Annotated in this window: 16 protein-coding genes; 1 reads left to right on the forward strand and 15 read right to left on the reverse strand. The window is 70.7% G+C overall.

Annotation, left to right across the window (positions count from 1 at the left end):
* Window positions 1-20: 20 nt before the first annotated feature.
* Window positions 21-1,205: a zinc-dependent alcohol dehydrogenase gene (locus tag OG599_RS07155; RefSeq protein WP_327175102.1), complete on the reverse strand. Its 1,185-nt coding sequence runs from the start codon at window positions 1,203-1,205 to the stop codon at window positions 21-23.
* A gap of 137 nt (window positions 1,206-1,342) precedes the next feature.
* A complete protein-coding gene (dapD, locus tag OG599_RS07160) occupies window positions 1,343-2,341 on the reverse strand; it encodes a 2,3,4,5-tetrahydropyridine-2,6-dicarboxylate N-succinyltransferase (RefSeq protein ID WP_327175103.1) in 999 nt (332 codons plus the stop codon).
* A gap of 169 nt (window positions 2,342-2,510) precedes the next feature.
* On the opposite strand from dapD, the gene OG599_RS07165 reads away from it, so the two are divergent.
* Window positions 2,511-3,782, forward strand: a complete 1,272-nt coding sequence (locus tag OG599_RS07165; RefSeq protein ID WP_327175104.1) for a DUF3824 domain-containing protein — start codon at window positions 2,511-2,513, stop codon at window positions 3,780-3,782.
* Window positions 3,783-3,843: 61 nt separating this feature from the next.
* Here the strand turns inward: OG599_RS07165 and OG599_RS07170 are convergent, their stop codons facing one another.
* From OG599_RS07170 to OG599_RS07230, 13 genes are all read right to left on the reverse strand, one after another.
* Window positions 3,844-4,209: a VOC family protein gene (locus OG599_RS07170; RefSeq protein WP_327175105.1), complete on the reverse strand. Its 366-nt coding sequence runs from the start codon at window positions 4,207-4,209 to the stop codon at window positions 3,844-3,846.
* A gap of 72 nt (window positions 4,210-4,281) precedes the next feature.
* On the reverse strand, window positions 4,282-6,315 hold the full coding sequence (locus tag OG599_RS07175; RefSeq protein ID WP_327175106.1) for a phosphocholine-specific phospholipase C: 2,034 nt from the start codon (window positions 6,313-6,315) through the stop codon (window positions 4,282-4,284).
* A gap of 200 nt (window positions 6,316-6,515) precedes the next feature.
* Window positions 6,516-7,964 carry a hypothetical protein gene (locus tag OG599_RS07180; RefSeq protein WP_442809387.1) on the reverse strand — a complete coding sequence of 483 codons (1,449 nt, stop codon included), beginning with the start codon at window positions 7,962-7,964 and terminating at the stop codon, window positions 6,516-6,518.
* Window positions 7,965-8,102: 138 nt separating this feature from the next.
* The gene (locus OG599_RS07185) at window positions 8,103-8,441 is read right to left on the reverse strand and encodes a metal-sulfur cluster assembly factor (protein ID WP_266703120.1); all 339 of its coding nucleotides are present in this window, start codon (window positions 8,439-8,441) and stop codon (window positions 8,103-8,105) included.
* Window positions 8,438-8,893: a Fe-S cluster assembly sulfur transfer protein SufU gene (sufU, locus tag OG599_RS07190; protein ID WP_327175108.1), complete on the reverse strand. Its 456-nt coding sequence runs from the start codon at window positions 8,891-8,893 to the stop codon at window positions 8,438-8,440. The genes OG599_RS07185 and sufU overlap by 4 nt, the downstream gene beginning before the upstream one ends.
* 16 nt (window positions 8,894-8,909) lie before the next feature.
* Window positions 8,910-10,178, reverse strand: a complete 1,269-nt coding sequence (locus tag OG599_RS07195) for a cysteine desulfurase (RefSeq protein ID WP_327175109.1) — start codon at window positions 10,176-10,178, stop codon at window positions 8,910-8,912.
* Entirely contained in the window at window positions 10,175-10,939 is a 765-nt protein-coding gene (gene sufC / locus OG599_RS07200) for a Fe-S cluster assembly ATPase SufC (protein WP_266703126.1), read from the reverse strand. Before sufC ends, OG599_RS07195 begins: the two co-directional genes overlap by 4 nt.
* Window positions 10,940-10,946: 7 nt before the next feature.
* On the reverse strand, window positions 10,947-11,264 hold the full coding sequence (locus OG599_RS07205) for a bifunctional 3-phenylpropionate/cinnamic acid dioxygenase ferredoxin subunit (protein WP_327175110.1): 318 nt from the start codon (window positions 11,262-11,264) through the stop codon (window positions 10,947-10,949).
* Window positions 11,264-12,445 carry a Fe-S cluster assembly protein SufD gene (sufD, locus tag OG599_RS07210; protein WP_327175111.1) on the reverse strand — a complete coding sequence of 394 codons (1,182 nt, stop codon included), beginning with the start codon at window positions 12,443-12,445 and terminating at the stop codon, window positions 11,264-11,266. Before sufD ends, OG599_RS07205 begins: the two co-directional genes overlap by 1 nt.
* 72 nt (window positions 12,446-12,517) lie before the next feature.
* Window positions 12,518-13,939, reverse strand: coding sequence for a Fe-S cluster assembly protein SufB (sufB, locus tag OG599_RS07215; RefSeq protein ID WP_327175112.1), 1,422 nt, complete (start codon window positions 13,937-13,939; stop codon window positions 12,518-12,520).
* Window positions 13,936-14,703 carry a helix-turn-helix transcriptional regulator gene (locus tag OG599_RS07220; protein WP_327175113.1) on the reverse strand — a complete coding sequence of 256 codons (768 nt, stop codon included), beginning with the start codon at window positions 14,701-14,703 and terminating at the stop codon, window positions 13,936-13,938. Before OG599_RS07220 ends, sufB begins: the two co-directional genes overlap by 4 nt.
* Window positions 14,704-14,881: 178 nt before the next feature.
* A complete protein-coding gene (locus OG599_RS07225) occupies window positions 14,882-18,457 on the reverse strand; it encodes a S8 family serine peptidase (protein ID WP_327175114.1) in 3,576 nt (1,191 codons plus the stop codon).
* 78 nt (window positions 18,458-18,535) lie between these two features.
* Entirely contained in the window at window positions 18,536-22,126 is a 3,591-nt protein-coding gene (locus tag OG599_RS07230; protein WP_327175115.1) for a S8 family serine peptidase, read from the reverse strand.
* Window positions 22,127-22,381 lie beyond the last annotated feature (255 nt).

A 22,381-nucleotide genomic window follows, 5' to 3' on the forward strand; every position in this document is an offset into this window, starting at 1 on the left:
CCGGGTGCGGCGCGCTTCCGTCAGGGGTTCAGCAGGGTTTTGATCATGCCGTCCGCCTTCTGCTGGAAGGCGGCGTACGCCTGAGGTCCTTGTTCCAGCGGCATGTGGTGCGTCGCGAAACTGTCGACGCCCAGCGGGTCGGTGTCGGTGAGCAGCGGCAGGATGTCGTCGACCCAGCGCCACACGTTCGCCTGTCCCATCCGGAGCTGGATCTGCTTGTCGAACATCTTCAGCAGGGGCAGCGGGTCGACGGCGCCTCCGTAGACGCCGGAGAGCGAGATCGTGCCGCCCCGGCGCACCGCGTCCACGGCGGCGTACACCGCGGACAGCCGGTCGATGCCCGCCGTCTCCATGAGGCGTTCGGCGACCGCGTCCGGGAGCAGTCCGACCGCCCAGTGGGCCGCCTTGGCCGTCGGGGCGCCGTGCGCCTCCATGCCGACGGCGTCGATGACGGAGTCCGTACCGCGCCCCTGGGTGAGTTCCCGGATCGCGTCGCCCGGACCCTTGTCGTACCGGCGCAGGTCCAGGCAGGTGGCACCGTACGTACTCGCCCTGGCCAGGCGTTCGGGTACGAGGTCCACGCCGACGACGAGTCCGGCTCCCCGGTGGCGGGCGATGCGGGCCGCCATCGCCCCGATCGGGCCGAGGCCCAGGACGGTGACCGTGCCGCCGGGCGGGATCGCCGCGTACTCGACCGCCTGCCAGGCGGTGGGCAGCACGTCGGAGAGGTAGACGAACCGGTCGTCCGGCGGGCCCGCCGGTACCTTGATCGGCAGGCTGTTGCCGAACGGGACCCGGAGGAACTGTGCCTGCCCGCCCGGGACTTGGCCGTACAGCTTGGTGTAACCGAAGAGCGCGGCGCCCATGCCGCGGGAGCGCACCTGGGTGGTCTCGCACTGGGAGTGCAGGCCCTGCTCGCACATGAAACAGCGGCCGCAGCAGATGTTGAACGGGATGACGACCCGGTCGCCCTTCGCCACGGCGGTGACCTCGGGGCCAATCTCCTCGACGATCCCCATCGGCTCGTGGCCGAGGATGTCGCCCGGGTCGAGATAGGGGCCGAGGACCTCGTAGAGATGGAGGTCGGAGCCGCAGATCCCGGTCGAGGTGATGCGCACGATCACGTCGTCCGGCTTCTCGATCGGGGGATCGGGGACCGTCTCGACCCTGACGTCCCGCTTCCCGTGGTAAGTGAGCGCCCGCACGGTGGATCCCCTTTCGAGCGTCGGGAGGTTCTCCTCCCTCCACTCTCCGCGCCCGGCGCTCCCCTGTCGCGTCGGCCGGGTACGGAACAGCCCCCGGGGGCACCGGGGGCTGTTCCGTACCGCCTGGCCGTGCGCGCTCAGTTGTGCGCGTGCAGGATGTCGTTCAGTCCGCCCCAGACCGCGTTGTTCGGGCGGGCCTCGACGGCGCCCGTGACGGAGTTGCGGCGGAAGAGGATGTTCGAGGCGCCCGAGAGGTCGCGGGCCTTGACGACCTGGCCGTCCGGCATCGTGACGCGGGTGCCGGCGGTGACGTACAGCCCGGCTTCGACGACGCACTCGTCGCCGAGCGCGATGCCGATGCCCGCCTCCGCGCCGATGAGGCAGCGCTCGCCGATCACGATGCGCTCCTTGCCGCCGCCGGAGAGGGTGCCCATGGTGGAGGCGCCGCCGCCGATGTCCGAGCCGTCGCCGATGACGACGCCCGCGGAGATGCGGCCCTCGACCATCGACGTGCCGAGCGTGCCGGCGTTGAAGTTGACGAAGCCCTCGTGCATGACGGTCGTACCGGACGCCAGGTGCGCGCCGAGGCGGACCCGGTCGGCGTCGGCGATACGGACGCCCTTGGGCGCGACGTAGTCCGTCATCCTGGGGAACTTGTCGACCGAGGTGACCTGGAGGTGCAGGCCCTCGGCACGGGCGTTCAGCCGGACCTTGTCCAGGTCGTCCACGGCGACAGGGCCGAGCGAGGTCCAGGCGACGTTGGCAAGGAGGCCGAAGAGGCCGTCCAGGTTCTGGCCGTGCGGCTGGACGAGCCGGTGGGAGAGCAGGTGCAGGCGCAGGTAGGCGTCGTGCGCGTCCAGCGGCTTGTCGTCCAGCGAGGAGATGACCGTGCGGACGGCGACGATCTCGACTCCGCGGCGGGCGTCCACGCCGACGGCCTTGGCGGCGCCCTCGCCGAGCAGGTTCACGGCCTCGTCGGCGGTGAGCCGCTGCGTGCCGGCCGGGCCGGGCTCGGCGGTGAGCTCGGGGGCGGGGAACCAGGTGTCGAGGACGGTGCCGTTCCCGGCGATGGTGGCGAGGCCGGCGGCGACGGCGCCGGTGGTACGGGACGAGCCCTGGGAAGTCGTGTCGGTCATGACCGAAACCTAACCGTCCGGGTCCCGCCCGGGCGAACCGGTCTCAGGAACCGGCTGGTCGCGTCCCGGTTCTACGCCCTCCCGCAGATCCGTCCCCAGGTCCCGAGCGCTACCGTGTCCCGCATCGGCCTCCGGTCGAACAACCGAACAATCATCACGTGGGGGAAGAGTGACGCAGGACGCGGGGTGGGGCGGCGGAGCGCAGGGTGGCGCGCCGTACGGCTGGGGAGCTCACCAGGGCTGGGGCGGCCGGCGGATGCCACCGCCGCCGGAGCCCGGGGTGATACCGCTGGCGCCCTTGCAGCTCTCGAACATCTTCAACGGCGCCTTCTCCACGATGGGCCGCTACTGGAAGGCGCTGTTCGGCTTCACCGCGGCGACCTACGGAGCGGCGGCGGTCGCGTTCATGGCGACGCTGCTGATCGCCCTGTCGGCCGTCCACGGATCCCTGGACCGCATCAGCGAGTACTCCGGGGAGACGGACGTGGACTGGGACGACATCACCCCGGTCCTGGTGGCACTCGGCGTCGTGGTGCTGATCGGGATCGTGCTGTTCGTCCTGGCCCTCACCCTGGTGCAGGCAGCCGTGCCCGCGGTGCTCCAGGGGGCGGTGCTGGGTCGCCCGGTCACCTTCCGCATGGTCCGCGAGACCGCCGTGTCCAGGCTGCGGGCCATGCTGGGCACGGTGTTCCTGACCGCGCTGATCGCGTTGGTTCCCCTCGTCCTGCTGATGGCGTGCGAGGCGTCCGTACTCGCGCTGGTCGTGTCGAACGGCGACGCGGACAGCGCCGCCGTGTTCCTCGGGATCACCTTCCTGCTCCTGCTGGCGGCCGGACCGCTCGCCTCCTGGCTCTGGGTCAAGTTCTCGCTGGCGCCGACGGCGGTAGTCCTCGAACACCAGGGACCGATCGCCGCGATGCGCCGCTCGTCCCGGCTGGTACGCGGCAGTTGGTGGCGGATCCTCGGCATATCGCTGCTGGGCCAGATGATCGCCGGCATGGCCTCGTACGTCATCCAGCTGCCGTTCTCCGCCGCCGCCATGTTCTCCTCCGTGCTGACCACGTCGAACGTGGACAGCGACTCGAGCCTCACCAGCGTCCTGATCTCCATGGCCGGCGTCGTCGCGCTCGCGCTGGCCGGTCAGATGATCGGCCAGATCTTCGTGGGCACCTTCCCCCCGCTGATCCTGGGGCTGCTCTACATCGACCGCCGCATGCGTACGGAGAACCTCGCCCAGGACCTGGCCACCGCGGCGGGCCTCCCCCTGCAACCCGCTTACGCACCCCCGCCGTACGGCAACCCGGGTCAGGCCCCGCAGCCGGGCCAGGCTCCGTACGGCCACCCGGGCCCCCAGCCCGGCGACACACCGCAGCCCGGCCCCGCCCCGCAGCCTGATGACCCCGCACCGCAGCCCGGCCAGGACGGGGACTCCGCGCCCTGACCACCCCTGCGTCCGTCGGGCCCCGCGCCCGGTCCTGACAGGACCGGGCGCGGAGAGCCTCTCAGTCCAGCAGCGTCCGCTTCGGGCGGAGTACGCAGAATTCATTGCCCTCGGGATCGGCCAGCACGACCCAAGTCGCGTCGTCCCCCTGCCCGACATCGACCCGCGTGGCTCCGAGCGCGACGATCCGCTCGACCTCCGCCTCCCGGTCGTCGGGGCTGAGGTCGATGTGCAGACGGTTCTTGACCGTCTTGCGCTCCGGTACGGAGACGAAGCAGAGGCCGGGCAGGGCCTCCGGGTTCGCCCCGATCGTCACCTCGTCCTCGTCCTCGTAGACGACCTTCCAGTCCAGCACCTCGCACCAGAAGCGGGCGAGCGACGACATGTCGTGGGCGTCCACGACGAGCGTGTACCAGGAAGAGGCCATGGCGTCACTCTGCCAGACCGCGCCGGCCGCCACCGGGCAACGGCGCGGCTCGTCCGGCGGAACCGGCAGGCGTCAGCCGCTGACCCCGGCCGCGCCGGTCTCCAGTCGACCGGTGAACCTGCGCGACCACGAGGCGTCGGAGTCGACCGTGACCGTGAAGTCGTACCAGCCGTTCGTGAGGGCGACCACGTTGAAGAAGTCCTCCGTGGAGGAACCGGCGGGGACGGTGTAGGTCCACGGACCGTCGCTCCGGTAGTGGGTGGACGTAATGGTGAACTTCACAGCGGCCGAGCCCGAGTTGACCATCGTGAACCAGAGGGCGAGCTTGCCCGTGCCGGTCTCCGTGGCGTACCGGGTGCGGACCTCCGCCGTCTTGCCCGCCTTGGTGGCGTCACCCCGGAATCGGCGCAGGAAGCGGTTGGGGCCGGTCATGGTGAGGTCGTACGCGCCGCTGCCGTACCCGGAACCGATGTTGAAGAAGTCGGAGGCGGTGCCTCCGGCATCCACCGTGTACTGCCAGGGGGTGGTGTCGCGGTAGGCGTTCGGATGGATGGAGAGGTGCGCCGCCCGGGTCGCCGGCGCCCCCTGGTTGGTCATCGTGAACCAGGCGAGGATCTTCCCGGAGGCCCCGAACTCCAGCCGGTCCAGGTACCCGTTGGGCTGGTAGGGCAGGGCTCGGGACGGGCGGGTGCCGGGCTCCTGCGCGGGCAGGGCGTTGTTCGTCGGAACGGGATTGGGCAGCGGGCCGCACGTCGAGAGCCCGATCACGCCGGTCGCGGGCAGCGCCACCGCCCCCTTGACCGGGTGGGCGAAGTCGAAGACGCCGGTCAGGTCCCCACTCACCTTGCGTCGCCACTCGCTGATGTTGGGGCAGGCCGCGGGCGTGCCGAGGGCGGTCGTCCAGGTCTCCAGGAAGCGCAGCACCGAGGTGTGCTCGAAGACCTCCGAGGAGACCCAGCCGCCGCGGGTCCAGGGAGAGACGACGGTCATCGGGACGCGGAATCCGAAGCCGTAGGGCACGCCGTTCAGGAACTCGCCCGGAGTCCCCGCGGGCGGGGCGGGCGGCGGCACGTGGTCGAAGAAGCCGTCGTTCTCGTCGTAGTTGAGGAACAGGACGGTGGAATCGAAGACGTCCGGGTCCGCCGCGAGGGCCCGGTAGACGAGGTCGACGAAATGGGCACCGTCGCCGGGCGGGGCGTAGGGGTGTTCGGAGAACGCCTGGTTCGGAACCACCCAGGAGACCTGCGGCAGGGTCCCGGCGAGGACGTCCGCCTTGATGGCGGCGGCGATGTCGTCCGGGGTGGACCCTGTCACCTTCGGGACGGATGACATGCCCCGGTCGTACAGCGGATCACCCGCCCCGGCGCTCGCGAAGGCCTTGAAGTAGGCGCAGCCGTTGTCCCCGTAGTTGTCCTGGGCGTTCTGGTAGACCCTCCAGCTCACTCCGGCCGCCTGGAGTGCCTGGGCGTAGTTCTGCCACGTCAGGCCCGACTCGTCGCCGCCGTCGTAGCTGGCGGCGTCGACCTTGCCGCTCCACAGGTAGGTGCGGTTCGGACCGGTGGCGCTGAGGGTGGAGCAGAAGTAGGCGTCGCAGACCGTGTAGGCGTCGGCGAGCGCGTAGTGGAAGGGGAGGTCCGAACGGTCGAGGTACCCAAGCGAGCGGACGCTGCCGACCCCAGCCACCCAGTTGTCCAGGCGGCCCTTGTTCCACGCGGAGTGCTGGGAGGACCAGGAGTGCGGCAGGTCGCCGTTGCACTGGGCGAGAGTCTCGCCGTCCTGCCCGCCGGCGGCCGGGGTCGCGCTCAGCTTCCAGGGGAACTGACGGCCCGTACCGTTGGGCTGGTCGAAGACCGAGCGGTTGCCCGCCAGGGTGACGGTGCCGCGGTCGTCGAAACCCCGTACGCCCTTCAGCCGTCCGAAGTAGTGGTCGAAGCTGCGGTTCTCCTGCATCAGGATCACCACGTGGCGCACGTCCGTGATGGTGCCCGTCGCGGTACCGGCGGCCGCGTCCACGGCCCCGGCGGGGCGCGTTCCCGCTCCCAGCGTCAGGCCGGCTGCCGCGGAGGCGCCGAGTCCTACGAATCCCCTACGGCTGATCGGTGTCATTCGCCCGCCTTCGCCCTCGCGGGTGCCCGTGCGGCACGCCGGGCGTAAGGATGCCCTCCCCCGGCGGAGACAACCGGGCGGGCGGATGTTCCCCGGATGAACGGACCCCGACCCGCCAGGGTCCGTTCACCCGGTGCCGTTCGCCGGGCCGGTCCTCGGGCTCCGCGAGTCCTCCGGCCGTCCGAGCGCCCGGAATCCGGTCAGCCGCCGACCGTGAACCAGGTGGCGCGGGACTTCTTGAACTCGGCGTGGTCCAGGTCCTTCGCCTCCGTACCGTCCCCGTAGAGGTCGGCCGCGCCGGCGTCGGTGATCAGCTGGGCGCGGGTGCCCGCGACCGTCAGGTCGGGCACCGAGACGACGGCCTCCCAGCCGCCCGGGTCGGTGGTGGGCAGGTCGGTGCGCTTGACGGGGGCGTGGCCGGCGACGCCGTCCCAGCTGTAGAGGGCGTACGGGTCGGAGTTGTCGTCCGCCTCCCAGGAGCCGGCGACGATGAGGTATTGGTCCGCGGCGTTCTTCCGGATGTCGCGGATCGCGAGGCCGCCGAGGTCCAGCTCGATCGGGGTGCCGAAGACCGGCTTGGTGCCGCTGCCGACGACCTTGTCGAAGTTGGTCACCGGCACGATCAGGCCCTTGCCGCCGGACTTCGGCGGCACGAGGGGCGCCCGGAAGCCGACGTACGCGGTGGTGGTGGAGCCGGGCGCGAACTCCAGGCCCTCCACGTTGAACCCGTCGATCTGCTTGGGTACTTGGCCGTCCTCGGTGCCGTCGGCGAAGCCGTACCGGTCGTCGTTCGCCTCGTCCCAGGCGACGAGGTCGTCCCGGAGCTTCTTGTACGAGCTGCCGACGGTGAGCGCGGTGGAGGCGCCGGAGCCGGAGACGGCCGTGGTGAAGACGGTGTTGCGGTCGGCCTTGTACTCGCCGTCCTTGTTGTTGCCGAGCGAGCCGGTCCAGTAGATGGTGTTGCCGACCCGGGCCGCGCCCTCGATGTCGATCTCCTTGTCGGCCCCGAGCTTGGACGCGACGTCCCAGGTCTTCACGGGTGCGCCGGAGACCGCGAGGTTGTAGAGGCGCAGGACGTTCGACTCGTCGTCGGCGACGACCGCGTAGCCCCCGCCGACGTCGACGGCGGCCGAGGCGTCCGAGGACCCGGTGAGGTAGCGGGTGTCGGCGGCGTTCTGCACGGCGGCCGAGGCGGCGTAGTACAGCTTCTTGGTGGCCGTCTTGCCGCCGAGGCCGGTGACCTTGATGGTGAGGTCGGTGTACCCGCGGGCGTGGGCGGTGACCGAGATCTGGCGGGTCGCTCCGGTGCCGGTGACCTTGACGTCGGAGGTCGCGGCGACCGAGGTCTTGGAGCTGGCGGAGGCCGCGACGGTGAGGGCGGTGGCGTCGGCGCCGCTCTGCGCGACGGTGACGGTCACGGTCGTGTCGGCGGCGCCGGTCGCACCGACCGCGCCGGAGAGGTACGTGGCCGACAGGGCGATGGTCGGCGTCCCGTAGGAGGCGGCGTGCGCGGGGGCGGTGAGCCCCAGTGCGGCCAGCGCGATGACCCCGGCCGTCGCGGCGGCGGCCCGGCGGTGCTGGGGTGAAGGCTGATGCGTCACTGCGTCCCTCTCGTCGGCATGGCTCGACTGTCTCTCGACCGTCGGCATGGTCTCGACGAGAAGGTTCCGGTTCCTGGGCCAACGAGGGGCACACGTCACCCGTACGGCGGACGAACAGTACGAGGACGGCCCCCGGTCCACGTGGTGTGGGCCGGGGGCCGTCCTCAGTACCGCACGGAGCGATGCTCAGACGTTGAAGCCGAGCGCGCGGAGCTGCTCGCGCCCGTCGTCCGTGATCTTGTCCGGGCCCCACGGCGGCATCCAGACCCAGTTGATCCGCAGCTCGCTGACGATGCCGTCGGTCGCGGACTTCGCCTGGTCCTCGATGACGTCGGTCAGCGGGCAGGCCGCGGACGTCAGCGTCATGTCGAGGGTGGCGATGTTGGCGTCGTCGATGTGGATGCCGTAGATCAGGCCCAGGTTGACGACGTCGATGCCCAGCTCGGGGTCGACGACGTCATACAGCGCCTCGCGGACCTCCTCCTCGGAGGCCGGCTTCAGTGCCACAGTCTCGTTCTCGCTCATGAGGTCTTCCCTTCGGACAGCGCCTGCGCCGTCGCGTCCTTCCACGCCATCCAGCTCAGCAGCGCGCACTTGACGCGAGCCGGGTACTTGGAGACACCGGCGAACGCGACCGCGTCCTCCAGTATCTCCTCCATCGCGTCGTCGGGCTCCAGCTGGCCCTTGGACTGCATCAGCTCCAGGAAGGCGTCCTGGATCTTCCGCGCCTGGTCCAGCTCCTTGCCGACCAGCAGGTCGTTCAGCACCGAGGCGCTGGCCTGGCTGATCGAGCAGCCCTGCCCCTCGTAGCTGACGTCGGCGAGGGTGTCGCCCTCGTACCGCACGCGGAGCGTGATCTCGTCGCCACACGTCGGGTTGACGTGGTGCACCTCGGCGTCACCGTCCCGCAGGCCGCGCCCGTGGGGGTGCTTGTAGTGGTCCAGGATCACTTCCTGGTACATCGAATCCAGCTTCACCCGTCAGCCCTCAGCATCAACCGAAAAAGTTCCGTACGTGCTCCAGACCGTCCACCAGGGCGTCGACCTCGGCGGGCGTGGAGTACAGATAGAACGACGCCCGCGTGGTCGCGGGAATTCCGTACCGCAGGCAGACCGGCCGTGCGCAGTGGTGGCCGACCCGGACCGCGATGCCCTGTTCGTCGAGGACCTGGCCCACGTCGTGCGGGTGGATGTCGCCGAGCGTGAAGGAGATCGTGGCGCCGCGGTTCTCGGCCGTGGTCGGGCCGATGATCCGCAGGTCCGGCACCTCCAGGAGCCGCGCCACCGCGTATTCGGTGATCGCCTGCTCGTGGCGGTGGATGTTCTCCATGCCGATGGAGGTGAGGTAGTCCACGGCCGCGCCGAGGCCGACGGCCTGCGCGATCGGGGGCGTACCCGCCTCGAACTTGTGCGGTGCCGGGGCGTACGTCGACGAGTGCATCGACACGGTCTCGATCATCTCACCGCCACCGAGGAACGGCGGCAGGTCCTCCAGGAGCTCCTGCCGTCCCCACAGGACGCCGATGCCGGTCGGGCCGACCATCTTGTGACCGGTGAAGGCCACGAAGTCGGCCTGCAGCGCCTGCACGTCCAGCACCATGTGCGGGGCGGCCTGCGAGGCGTCGATGCAGACCAGCGCGCCGACCTGCTGAGCGCGGCGGATGATCTGCTCGACCGGGTTGATCGTGCCCAGGATGTTCGAGACCAGCGTGAAGGTGACGATCTTCGTCTTCTCGGTGATGATCTCGTCGATGTTGGACAGGTCGAGCCGGCCGTCGTCCGTGATGCCGAACCACTTCAGCTTCGCTCCGGTGCGCTGCGCGAGCAGCTGCCACGGGACGATGTTGGAGTGGTGCTCCATCTCGGTGGTGACGATCTCGGTGTCGCGGTCGACCCGGTAGGGCTCGTCAGCCCAGCCGAGCATGTTCGCGACGAGGTTGAGCGACTCCGAGGCGTTCTTCGTGAAGATGACCTCGTCGCGGCTCGGCGCGTTGATGAAGGCGGCGACCTTGTCGCGGGCGCCTTCGTACAGCGCGGTGGCCTCCTCGGCGATGGTGTACACACCGCGGTGGACGTTGGCGTTGTGCCGCTCGTAGTACTCGCTGAGAGCGTCGAGGACCTGGCGCGGCTTCTGCGAGGTCGCCGCGCTGTCCAGATACACGATCTTCTTGCCGTCGTGGACCGTGCGGCCCAGGATGGGGAAGTCCTTGCGGATCGCCTCGGTGTCGAGGAGGCCGGTCAGTCCCTTGCGGGCGTCAGTCACGCGGAAGCGCCACCCTTCACGTACGCCTCGTAGCCCTCGTTCTCCAGCTTGTCGGCCAGCTCGGCGCCGCCGGACTCGGCGATGCGGCCGTTGGCGAAGACGTGCACGAAGTCGGGCTTGATGTAGCGGAGGATCCGCGTGTAGTGGGTGATCAGCAGGGTGCCGACCTCACCGGTCTCGCGGACCCGGTTGACGCCCTCGGAGACGACGCGCAGGGCGTCGACGTCGAGGCCGGAGTCGGTCTCGTCGAGGATGGCGACCTTCGGCTTGAGGAGCTCCAGCTGGAGGATCTCGTGGCGCTTCTTCTCACCGCCGGAGAAGCCCTCGTTGACGTTGCGCTCGGCGAACGCCGGGTCCATCTGGAGCCCGGCCATCGTCTCCTTGACCTCCTTGACCCACGTACGCAGCTTGGGGGCCTCGCCGCGGACGGCGGTGGCGGAGGTGCGCAGGAAGTTGGAGACCGAGACACCGGGGATCTCGACCGGGTACTGCATGGCGAGGAACAGGCCGGCGCGGGCGCGCTCGTCGACGGACATCTCGAGGACGTCCTCGCCGTCGAGGGTGACGGTGCCGCTCGTGATCGTGTACTTGGGGTGACCGGCGAGCGAGTACGCCAGGGTGGACTTGCCGGACCCGTTGGGGCCCATGATGGCGTGGGTCTCGCCCTGCTTCACGGTCAGGTCGACGCCCTTGAGGATCTCCTTCGTGGCGTTGTCGGCCTCGACGGTGACGTGCAGGTCGCGGATTTCAAGCGTTGCCATGGGTGACTCAGGACTCCTGGGTGACGGAGACGAGCACATCGTCCCCTTCGATCTTTACGGGGTAAACGGGGACGGGGCGCGTCGCGGGAAGGCCGGACGGCTTGCCGGTGCGCAGGTCGAAGGACGAGCCGTGCAGCCAGCACTCGATCATGCAGTCCTCCACCTCGCCCTCCGACAGCGACACATTGGCGTGCGAGCAGATGTCGTTGATGGCGAACACCTCGCCCTCGGTACGGACGACCGAGACGGCGGTGCCTTCGAGCTCCACCCGCTTGGGGGTGTCGTCCTCCAGCTCGCTCAGCGCGCACACCTTGACGAACGCCATCAGACGGACGCCTTCAGCTCTGCCTCGATCTTGTCGAGCAGGCGTGCCTCGACGTCCGGCAGGCCGATCTGCTGGACCAGCTCGGCGAAGAAGCCGCGCACGACGAGCCGGCGGGCCTCCTCGGCCGGGATACCGCGGGACTGGAGGTAGAACAGCTGCTCGTCGTCGAAGCGGCCGGTGGCCGAGGCGTGGCCGGCGCCGACGATCTCGCCGGTCTCGATCTCCAGGTTCGGCACCGAGTCGACGCGGGCACCGTCGGTCAGAACCAGGTTGCGGTTCATCTCGTAGGTGTCGGTGCCTTCGGCCTTGGCCTGGATGAGGACGTCCCCGATCCAGACCGCGTGGGCCCCGTCGCCCTGGAGGGCGCCCTTGTACACCGCGTTGGACTTGCAGTGCGGGGTGTTGTGGTCGACCAGGAGGCGGTGCTCCTGGTGCTGGCCCTTGTCCGTGAAGTACAGGCCGAACAGCTCGGCCTCGCCGCCGGTGCCGGCGTACGCGACCCGGGGGTGCAGCCGGACCAGGTCGCCGCCGAAGGTGACGACGACGGACTTGAACGAGGCGTCGCGGCCGATCAGCGCGTTGTGCTGGCCGACGTGGACCGCGGTGTCGTCCCAGTCCTGGACGGAGACGACGGTGAGCTTCGCGCCGTCGCCGAGGACGTAGTCGACGTTGGCGGCGAGTACCGCGTCGCCGGTGTGGTCGATGACCACGACCGCCTCGGCGAAGGCGCCGACCTCGACGAGCAGGTGGCCGTAGGAGGTACCGCCCTCGCCGTGCACCGCGATGCGGACCGGCTCGGTGAGCACGGCCTCCTTCGCGACCGTGACGACCGACGCCTGCGTGAACGCGGAGTACGCCTGGGCGGCGACCCGGTCCACCGGGACACCGGCCCGGCCGAGCCGGGCGTCGTCGCGGCCCACGGTCTCCACCGTGACGCCCTCGGGCGCCTCGACGACGACCTTCACGCCGCCGCCGTTCGCCACCGCGGTGCCGTCGTGCAGCCCGCGCAGGCGCGCCAGCGGTGTGAAGCGCCACTCCTCCTCGCGGCCGTGCGGGACCGGGAAGTCCGCCACGTCGAAGGAGGGCGGGGCGCTCATGCGCGTGGCGACGGTCGACTCGGCGGCCACCGCGATGGAACCGGCGGTGGTGGAGCCCACCGGGGAATTCTGAGCCTCAGCCATGGCTGTCGTAGTGCTCGCTTTCTTAAGTCTGGACGTAGGGGGTGCGGTCGGGGCGTGTACGGCGGGGCCGTACTAGCCGACCGAGCCCTCCATCTGCAGCTCGATCAGCCGGTTCAGCTCCAGGGCGTACTCCATCGGGAGCTCCTTGGCGATCGGCTCGACGAACCCGCGCACGATCATCGCCATGGCTTCGAACTCGGTGAGTCCGCGGCTCATCAGGTAGAAGAGCTGGTCCTCGGAGACCTTGGAGACGGTCGCCTCGTGGCCCATCGACACGTCGTCCTCGCGGACGTCGACGTACGGGTAGGTGTCGGAGCGCGAGATCGTGTCGACGAGCAGCGCGTCGCAGAGCACGTTGGACTTCGAGCCCGGCGCGCCCTCGCCGATCTCGATGAGGCCGCGGTAGGAGGTGCGGCCGCCGCCTCGCGCCACCGACTTGGAGACGATGTTGGACGAGGTGTTCGGGGCCATGTGGACCATCTTGGCGCCGGCGTCCTGGTGCTGGCCCTCGCCCGCGAAGGCGATGGAGAGCGTCTCGCCCTTGGCGTGCTCGCCCATGAGGTAGACGGCCGGGTACTTCATGGTGACCTTGGAGCCGATGTTGCCGTCGACCCACTCCATGGTCGCGCCCTCGTACGCCACGGCGCGCTTGGTGACCAGGTTGTAGACGTTGTTCGACCAGTTCTGGATGGTCGTGTAGCGGCAGCGGCCGCCCTTCTTCACGATGATCTCGACCACGGCGCTGTGCAGCGAGTCCGAGGAGTAGATCGGCGCGGTGCAGCCTTCGACGTAGTGGACGTACGCGTCCTCGTCGACGATGATCAGCGTCCGCTCGAACTGGCCCATGTTCTCCGTGTTGATACGGAAGTAGGCCTGGAGCGGGATGTCGACGTGGACGCCCTTGGGCACGTAGATGAACGAGCCACCGGACCACACGGCCGTGTTCAGGGAGGCGAACTTGTTGTCGCCGACCGGGATGACGGTGCCGAAGTACTCCTTGAAGAGCTCCGGGTGCTCCTTCAGCGCGGTGTCCGTGTCGAGGAAGATGACGCCCTGCTCCTCCAGGTCCTCACGGATCTGGTGGTAGACGACCTCGGACTCGTACTGGGCGGCGACACCGGCGACGAGGCGCTGCTTCTCCGCCTCCGGGATGCCGAGCTTGTCGTACGTGTTCTTGATGTCCTCGGGCAGGTCCTCCCAGGACTCCGCCTGCTTCTCGGTGGACCGCACGAAGTACTTGATGTTGTCGAAGTCGATGCCCGACAGGTCCGAGCCCCAGTTCGGCATGGGCTTCTTGCCGAAGAGCTTGAGGCCCTTGAGGCGGAGCTTGAGCATCCACTCGGGCTCGTTCTTCTTGGCCGAGATGTCACGGACGACATCTTCCGAGAGGCCGCGCTTGGCCGCCGCGCCTGCCGCGTCGGAGTCGGCCCAGCCGAATTCGTACGTACCCAGGCCCTCGAGTTCGGGGTGGGCAGTCTCCGTAGGGAGCGTCATGCGGGGTTCCTCCCGGCAGTGCTTGCTGATACTGAGGTGGTGGTGGTCCGTGGGGGCGCGCCGGCGTCGGTGGCACCGCCGCCAGGACCGCCCTTGGGTACGTACGTCGTGCACACGCCGTCGCCGTGGGCGAGGGTGGCCAGACGCTGTACGTGGGTCCCGAGCAGCTCGGAGAAGAATTCCGTCTCCGCCTCGCACAGCTGCGGGAACTGCTCGGCGACGTGCGCGACCGGGCAGTGGTGCTGGCAGAGCTGCTCGGCCTGCTGGGGGCCCGGCGCGCTGCGCGCCGTAGCAGCGTACCCGTCCGCGGACAAAGCCCTGGCCAGGGCTGCTGTCCGGTCCTCGGGTGCGGCGGCTTCGACCGCCGCGCGGTACTTCTCCGCCTGTGCGGCCATCCGGGAGCGGGCGAACGCGACGACCGCCTCGTCGCCCGCGGTCTCGGCGATCCAGCGCAGCGCCTCGGCCGCGAGCTTGTCGTACGACTGGTCGAAGGCGTCCCGGCCGCTGTCCGTCAGGGCGAACACCTTGGCCGGCCGGCCGCGGGTCCGCGCGCCGTACACCCGCTGCTCGCGGGGTTCGACGACTCCGTCGCAGGCGAGGGCGTCCAGGTGGCGCCGGACGGCGGCCTGGGTGAGTCCGAGCCGCTTCGCGAGGTCGGCGGCGGTGGACGGGCCGTGGTCCAGGATGGAGCGCGCGATCCGGTTGCGCGTCGGGCGCTCACCGGTCGCGAGTTCCTCCTGCGGAGCCTCGCCAACGTATTTCACAACGCCATTGTTGCGTAATTCGAAGCCGTATGACAACCACGGTCCGGAACGATCAACGTGGAATCCATCACTTAGGGTTACCTAATCAGGCCTCCCCGGAGCCGCGCGGACAGCCCCGGACACGCCGGGGGCCCGCCCGGCGGGAACGCCGGACGGGCCCTCGGAACGCGGGCGTGTGTCAGGACATGTCGGGCCGCTGGGTCACCCGGATCGAGTTGATCAGGGTCTCGCCGGTGACCGCGGACAGTCCCACGTCCAGCCGCCCGTCGGTCACCTTCACCGTGAAGGTCTTGGCGAGGGCCGTGCGGACGCCGCCCGACTCCAGGCGGATGTCGATGTCGGACACCTTCTCCACCCCTTCCGCCGTCACGTCGAAGACCCGGCTCCCGGGCTTCACCGCGACGGGCTCGGCGAAGCCCAGCTCCACCTGGTAGACGCCGTTCGGAACGGCGTCGAAGCGGTAGTCGGTCACCCCCTGACGGCCGGAGCGCAGCAGCTGCTGCACCCGGGTGTCGGAGGCCCCCACGATGTCCTGCCGGGTGTACGTGAGGACCGTGGTCCGGTCGGTGTAGCCGTAGGAACCGTCCGCGTACGCGAGGTCCGGCGACCAGGTGTCGCCGAGCGCGTCCACCGAGGAGGTGTCGGCTCCGACGTCGATCCCCTTCCGGTAGGCGGGCACCACCACGGTGAGGGGCAGCGAGAGGGACGGCGCACGGCCGCTCTCCGAGGCCACGACGAGGGTGCCGGTCAGCACCGTGCCGGGCGCGGCCCCCGAGGTGTCGAAGGTCAGCACGACGTTCGTCCGGCCACCGGTGGCCAGGCTGCCCGACGCCGGGGACGCCTTCAGCCAGCTCGCGCCGCTCTTCTCGGTGACGGAGTACGCGGCCGGGGAGCCGCTGTTGGCGAGGGTGAGGGTGCGCTCGCGCCGCTCACCGACCTGCATGATCAGCTTCCCGGGGGCGCCGGCGGCGACCGACACCGCGCCGGTGCGCAGCGCTGTCGCGGTGCCGACCGCGGACAGGCTCTCCAGGGTGACCGTGGTGTTCCCTGCCATGTAGTGGGGTGCCGTGACCGCGATCCGGTGGCTGGCCGCGGTGGTCGCCGGGATCTGCGCCAGGTAGCCGCCGTCGGCGCGGGTGGTGAGGGAGGCGACCGTGGTCCCGCTCCGGGTGACCGTGACGGTGGCGCCGGGGACCGGCTTGCCGTCGTTGGCGTCGGTCACCGTGCCGGAGACGACGGCGTGTCCCTCCGGCCGGAACCGGATCGCCATGGAGTCGCGCAGCGACCTCTCGTCGAAGGAGTAGAGGAAGCCGTCGGTGCCGTCGTGGTTCTCGGCGCCGATCGTGGCCCCGGTCCCGTGCTCGAAGGCGCCGTCGCCGATGCCCTGGTAGTGGAAGGTGTACGTACCGTCCTCGCTGATCGTGGCGGCGAATCCGATGCGCTGGGTGGTGTTCCTGGCCAGCAGCATGTCGCGCCACTCCACGACGTACTCGCGGTGCGGCGCGGTGCCCCGCACGGCCGTGTACACGCCGGAGGAGGAGTCCGTGGCGAGCTGGTCCCAGAACGGGGAGAGCGCGCCGTTGGCTCCCGAGGTGCTGGGCAGGCTGCCGTTGTCCCCCATGTACAGGGAGCCGAAGACCAGCTGCCCGTCGCGGGTCACCCAGCCCTTGTCGTAGACGTGCCCGTACAGGGCGACCGGGAAGGGAAGGGTGACGGCCGCGTAGGAGCCCGTCGGGGGGTTGAGGGCCAGCGCGGTGTCGCCCGTCGGGTACGCCTCGCCGGTCTGCCGGCAGGTGGTGCCGAAGGCGTCGGTACGGGCGGCGAGCGCGATGTTCTTGGTGGTGGCGCCCTTGGCCACGGTGACGGTGATGCCGACGGCGGCCGCGCAGTGGTTGAGCGGCGTCACGCTGAACTGGTAGCTGCCGACGGGCACGGTGAGCGTGTACCTGCCGTCGGCGCCGGTCTCGACGCGTACCGGGGTGCCCTGGACCTTGACCGTCACGTCGGCCTCGAGGCCGGACGCGCTGGTCACCGTGCCGCTCACGGTGCCGGTGGGGGCGGTGGTGAGCGCCGCGTCGTGGGTGACGGTCGCGTCCGCGGTGACGGTGACCGTCGCCGCGTCGGTGACGTAGCCGAACTTGCTCACGGTCACCCGGTAGTCACCGGCGACCAGGCGCGGGAGCGCGTAGGTGCCGTCCGCCTTCGTACGGACGCTCGCGTGCATCGGGCCGTCCACGTCGACGTGGACCTCGGCGGCGGGGTCGCCGTCCGTGGTGACGGTGCCGGTGAGGGCTCCGACGTCCGTGCGCGGGGCGGCGAGGACCGCGGCGTACGCGTCGAGCCGGCCCTCGCCGTAGATGTTGTTGAAGTCCGCGGTGCCGCCGCAGGAGGTGGCGTCCACGTCGATCGCGGAGTCGTTCAGGAGCGCCTCGGTCGCCGCGACGTCACCGCGGAGCGCGGGGGCGGCCGACCAGATCAGGGCCACCGTGGCGGCGGTGTGCGGCGAGGCCATCGAGGTTCCCGATTTGGCGACGTATCCGCCGCCGGGGGCCGCCGAGCGGACGTTCACTCCGGGCGCGGTGATGTTCGGTTTGACGGTGCCGCCGACGCCGGGGCCGCGGGAGGAGAAGTCGGCGATCTTGTTGCTGCTGTCGAAGGCGCCGGAGGAGTACGTGTTGGTGTAGGCGCCCGGGACGCCCGCGGTGTCGCAGGACGGGCCGGCGTTGCCGTTGGAGAACGCCGGGAAGATGCCCGCGTCGCGCCATGCCTGGACCATCGCCTGGTACCAGGTGTCGAGGCTGTCGGCGCCCCAGGAGTTGTTGATGACGTCGGGGGCGAGGTCCGGGCGGGGGTTCTCGCCGTCGGCGTCGGTCGGCGCGAGCATCCACTGGCCGGCCGCGAGCAGCGCGGACTGCGGGCAGTCCGTGGTCCCGCAGCCCTTGGCCGCGATCCAGCTCGCGCCGGGTGCGACACCGATCGCGTTGCCGTTGCCGTCGTCGCCGACCATGGTGCCCATGGTGTGGGTGCCGTGGCCCTGGTCGTCGCAGGGGGCATCGCCGGCGCAACTGCCCACGGCGTCGAACCAGTTGTACGCGTGGTCGTACGATCCGTCGGCGCGCAGTCCCCGGTAGGTGGCCGCGAGGGCCGGGTGGCGGTAGTCGACGCCGGTGTCGATGCTGCCGATGACGACGCCTTCGCCGCGTACGCCGAACTCGTTCCAGACCTCGGGCGCGTTGATCCGGTCGATGTTCCACTCGACGCCGTCGACCTTGGGCTCCGTCGTGGCGTCGAGGGGCACCGGGAGCTCGACCGCGTCGTCGGCACGGATCGACGCGACCTCGGGGCGGGCGGCGATCTTCTCCGCCAGCGCCTTGTCGCCGGTGACCTCGACGGTGTTGGTGATCCAGTACGGGGTGTAGTGCGCGCCCGCCTCCTCCAGCAGCGCGCGCAGCGCCTTCTGGCTCCTGTCCGCGTGCGCGGTCTTCGCCTGGATGACGGCGCGGTCCCGGCCGGTCTTCGTGGTGGCCTTCCTCGCGGCCGAGGTGTCGGCCTCCGAGTCGAGCTGGACCCAGAACGAGGTCCGGTCGCGGGCGCCGAGGTCCTCCAGCACCTGGCTTTCCGCCTTACGGAGCAGCGGGGCCGGTGTGGGTGCGGGGTCGGCCGCGGCGGGCAGCGCGCCCAGGAAGGGCACTCCCACGGCGGTGGCCAGTGCGGCGGCGAACAGTCCTCGCCACCGGGGTCTGCGTCGGTTCACGTCGAGCTCCTCCTCCGGCCGGGCGGCGGTGGGTGCCGCCGCCCGGATACACGCATGGGCAGGGTGGGTGACGGGGCGTCAGCCGACCGGGGTGAGGTCCGGCCGCTGGGTGATCCGTACGGCGTTGACGAGCGTCGGCGCGCCGGCGACGCGGACGAGGCGCAGGTTCAGCTGCCCGTCGGTGACCGTGACGGTCAGCGTCTTGGTGAGCGCGCGGTAACTGCCGCCGGTCTCCTGGACGATGTCGAGATCGGGCACCTGGAGGGCGCCCTCCGCCAGCACGTCCACGACCCGTCCGCCCGCGCCGGTGGTACCGAGTTCGGCGAAGTCGAGGTCGATCCGGTAGACGCCGTCGGGCACGTTGTCGAAGCGGTATTCGAGAGCGCCTTCGCGGGCGGTGCGCAGCAGCTTCTGGTCGGCGGTGTCCTCGATGGCGTTGGTGGTGCTCACCTTGGCCGAGCTGCCGACGAAGCCGTACGAGCCCGCCGCGTACTTCTGGTCCGGCCCCCAGGTGTCACCGTCGTGGTCGGTGAACGCCTTGCCCGCGCCCGCGTCGAGCGCCGCCTGGTAGGCGGGCACGATCAGGGTCACCGGCACCTTGGTCTCCGGTGTCCGGCCGCTGTCGGAGGCGATGACGACGGTGCCCTTGAGCACGGTGCCGGGTGCGAGACCGGTCGTGTCGAAGGTCAGCACGGCCTGCTGCTGCGCGCCCTTGGCGAGGCGGCCCGCGGCCGGGGCGGCGGCGAACCAGCGCGCGCCGCCCGCCTCCTCGACCGTGTAGTCGGCGGCCGAACCGGAGTTGGCCAGGGTGAGGGTGCGCTGCCGGGTCTGGCCGACGGGCACGATCAGGGTCATCGCCGACTTCGGGGTGGCGGTGACCTGGCCGGTGTTCAGCGCGGTGGCGGCGCGCTCGGCGGAGTGGGCGGCGAGCGGGACGGTGCGGGTGGCGGCCGTGTAGTGGGCGGCCGAGACCGTCACCGCGTAGTCGGCCCTGTCGGTCGCCGGGACCTGCACGAGGTAGGCGCCGTCGCTCCCGGTGGTGCCGGTGGCGACCTGCTCGCCGCCGCGGGAGACGGTGACGGCGGCTCCGGAGAGGGCCTTGCCGTCGTTGGCGTCGGTCACCGTGCCGGAGAGCGCCGCGCTGTGCTCGGGCCGGAAGGTGATGCCGAGGCCGTCGGTGACGGCGTCCTGGTTGTACGCGTACTGCAGGGCGTCGGTGCCGTCACCGTTCTCCGCGCCGATGGTGGCCCCGATTCCGCGGGCGTACGTGCCTCCGGCCGGGTTCTGGTAGTGGAAGGAGTACGTGCCGTCCTCGCCGATCACCACGGAGAAGCTCAGCTTCTGGGTGCGCGCGCTGGTCGTCACCAGGTTCCGCCACTCGACGACGACCTCGCGGTGCGGGGCGGTGCCGCGGGTCGCCCAGTACAGGCCGCCGTCGGCGGTGGCGAGCTGCAGGTCGTCCCAGAAGGGGTAGAGCGATCCGTTGGGCAGGCCGGTGAAGGGCAGCGCCCGGTTCGCGGAGAGGTTGGCGGACTGTTCGAAGGAGAGGTACCCCTCGACGTTCGCGGAGGCGGCGCGGTACGTCTTGCCGTAGAGCGCCACGGGGAACGGGAAGGCGATGCTCGCCCCGCCGTCGTAGTCGCTGCCCGTGGTCAGCTTGGTGGTGCCCGCCGGGAAGGCGGAGTCCTTCGTGGCCTGGCAGGTGGTGCCGAACTTGTCGCTGCGGCTGGGCAGCAGGAGGTCCTTGCTGTTGGCGCCGGCCGCGAGCTCGGTCGCGAACACGCCTACGGTGGCGCAGCGGGAGGTCGGGGTGGCCTTCAACTGGTAGGTGCCCGCGGGGAGTTCGAGGGTGTAGCTGCCGTCACCCCCGGTGGTGGCGGTGACCGGGGTCCCGGTCGCCTCGATCGTCGCCCCGGCCTCGACGCCGCCCTGGGTGCGCGCGATACCGGTCAGGGTGGCGCGCGGCGCGACGTCGAGCACCGCGTCCCGGGTCGTGGTGGCGCCTTCGGTGACGGTGGCGGTGGACGTGGCGGTCACGTACCCGAACTTGGAGACCTTGACGGCGTAGTCGCCGGTCATCACCTTCGGCAGCGCGTACGTGCCGTCCTCACCGGTGGTGGCGGTGGCGTACATCGGGCCGTCGAGTTCGACGGTGGCGCCGGCGAGCGGTGTGCCGCCGGTGGTGACGGTGCCGGTGAGCGCGCCGAGGGGGCCGCGCGGTGTGGCGTCGACCGCCGCGTACGCGTCGAGCCGGCCCTCGCCGTAGACGTTGTTGTTGCCCGCGGTGCCTCCGCAGGTGGTGTCGTCGACGTCGGTCGCGCTCTGGTCGAGGAGGCGTTCGGTGGCGGCGACGTCACCGCGGATCGCCGGGGACACCGACCACATCAGCGCGACGGTGGCCGCGGTGTGCGGCGAGGCCATCGAGGTACCGGACTCGACGGCATAGCCGCCTCCGGGCGCCGCCGAGCGGACGTCCACACCGGGGGCCGAGATGTCCGGCTTGATCGCACCGTTCTCACCCGAGCCGCGCGAGGAGAACGCGGCGATCTTCCCGTCGCTGTCGACGGCTCCGGAGGCGTAGGTGTTGGTGTACGCGCCGGGCGATCCGGCGGTCGCGCAGTTCGGGCCCGCGTTGCCGTTGGAGAACGCCGGGAAGATGCCCGCGTCCACCCACGCCTGGACCATCGACTCGTACCAGGGGTCGATGACGTCGCCGCCCCACGAGTTGTTGATGATGTCGGGCGCGAGGTCCGGGCGCGGGTTCTGCCCGATCGCGTCGGTCGGCGCGAGCATCCACTGGCCGGCCGCGAGGAGTGCCTCCTGCGAGCAGCCCGACACCTCGCAGCCCTTGGCGGCGATCCACTCCGCGCCGGGGGCGACACCGATCGCGTTGCCCTCGCCGTCGTCGCCGGCCATGGTGCCCATCGTGTGGGTGCCGTGCCCGTAGTCGTCGCAGGGGGCGTTCCCCGGGCACGTGGCCGTCGCGTCGAACCAGTTGTAGCTGTGGTCGTACGTGCCGTCGGCCTTCAGGCCCCGGTAGTTGCGCGTCAGCGTGGGGTGCAGGTAGTCGACACCGGTGTCGATGCTGCCGATGACGACGCCTTCCCCCCGCGTCCCCACTTCGTCCCACACCTTGGGCGCGTTGATCGCGGAGACGTTCCACTCGACGCCGTCGGCCCGGGGTTCGGCCGTGCCGGGCTCGGTGTCGGGCAGGTCGATCACCGTGTCGGCGTCGAGGGAGGCGACCTCGGGGCGGGCGGCGATCTTCTCCGCCAGCGCCTTGTCGCCGGTGACCTCGACGGTGTTGGTGATCCAGTACGGGGTGTAGTGCGCGCCCGCCTCCTCCAGCAGCGCGCGCAGCGCCTTCTGGCTCCTGTCCGCGTGCGCGGTCTTCGCAGCGATGACCGCCCGGTCCTTGTCGGTCTTCTTCCTCGTCCTGCGGGCGGCCGAGGTGTCGGCCTCCGAGTCGAGCCGCACCCAGAAGGTCGTGGTGGCGTGCTCGTCGAGCTGCCGCACGACCTCGCTCTGCGCCTTGTCCTGAAGTTCGCCCGCCGCCGGCGGCGGTGTGGGCCCGGCGACGGCGGGGGCTGCTCCGAGCAGCGGCACCGCCATCACCGCGGTGAGCGCGACGGCGAACAGTCTTCGCCTGCGCGGGAAGTCGTACGTCACCTGCGGAACCTCCTTGGGACAGGACGGTCCTTCCGCCCTGCGGGTCTGTCGCCGACCGCCCCGCGACGGCGTCGGCCGGTGCCGGAACGATCCGCTTCCGGGCACGCCGAACTCCGCGTTGCCGATGGGAACTCAGAGATGAAGAGGGGGAGAAGAGGGGGGAGAGAAAGGAAGGTGCGGGGGGATGACCGGATCCTGGCGCACGTCCGCTCACCGGGACAAGGAATGCCGGTGGCGAGTGTGCGACACCCGCAA

This window comes from Streptomyces sp. NBC_01335, assembly GCF_035953295.1.
Classification (GTDB): domain Bacteria; phylum Actinomycetota; class Actinomycetes; order Streptomycetales; family Streptomycetaceae; genus Streptomyces.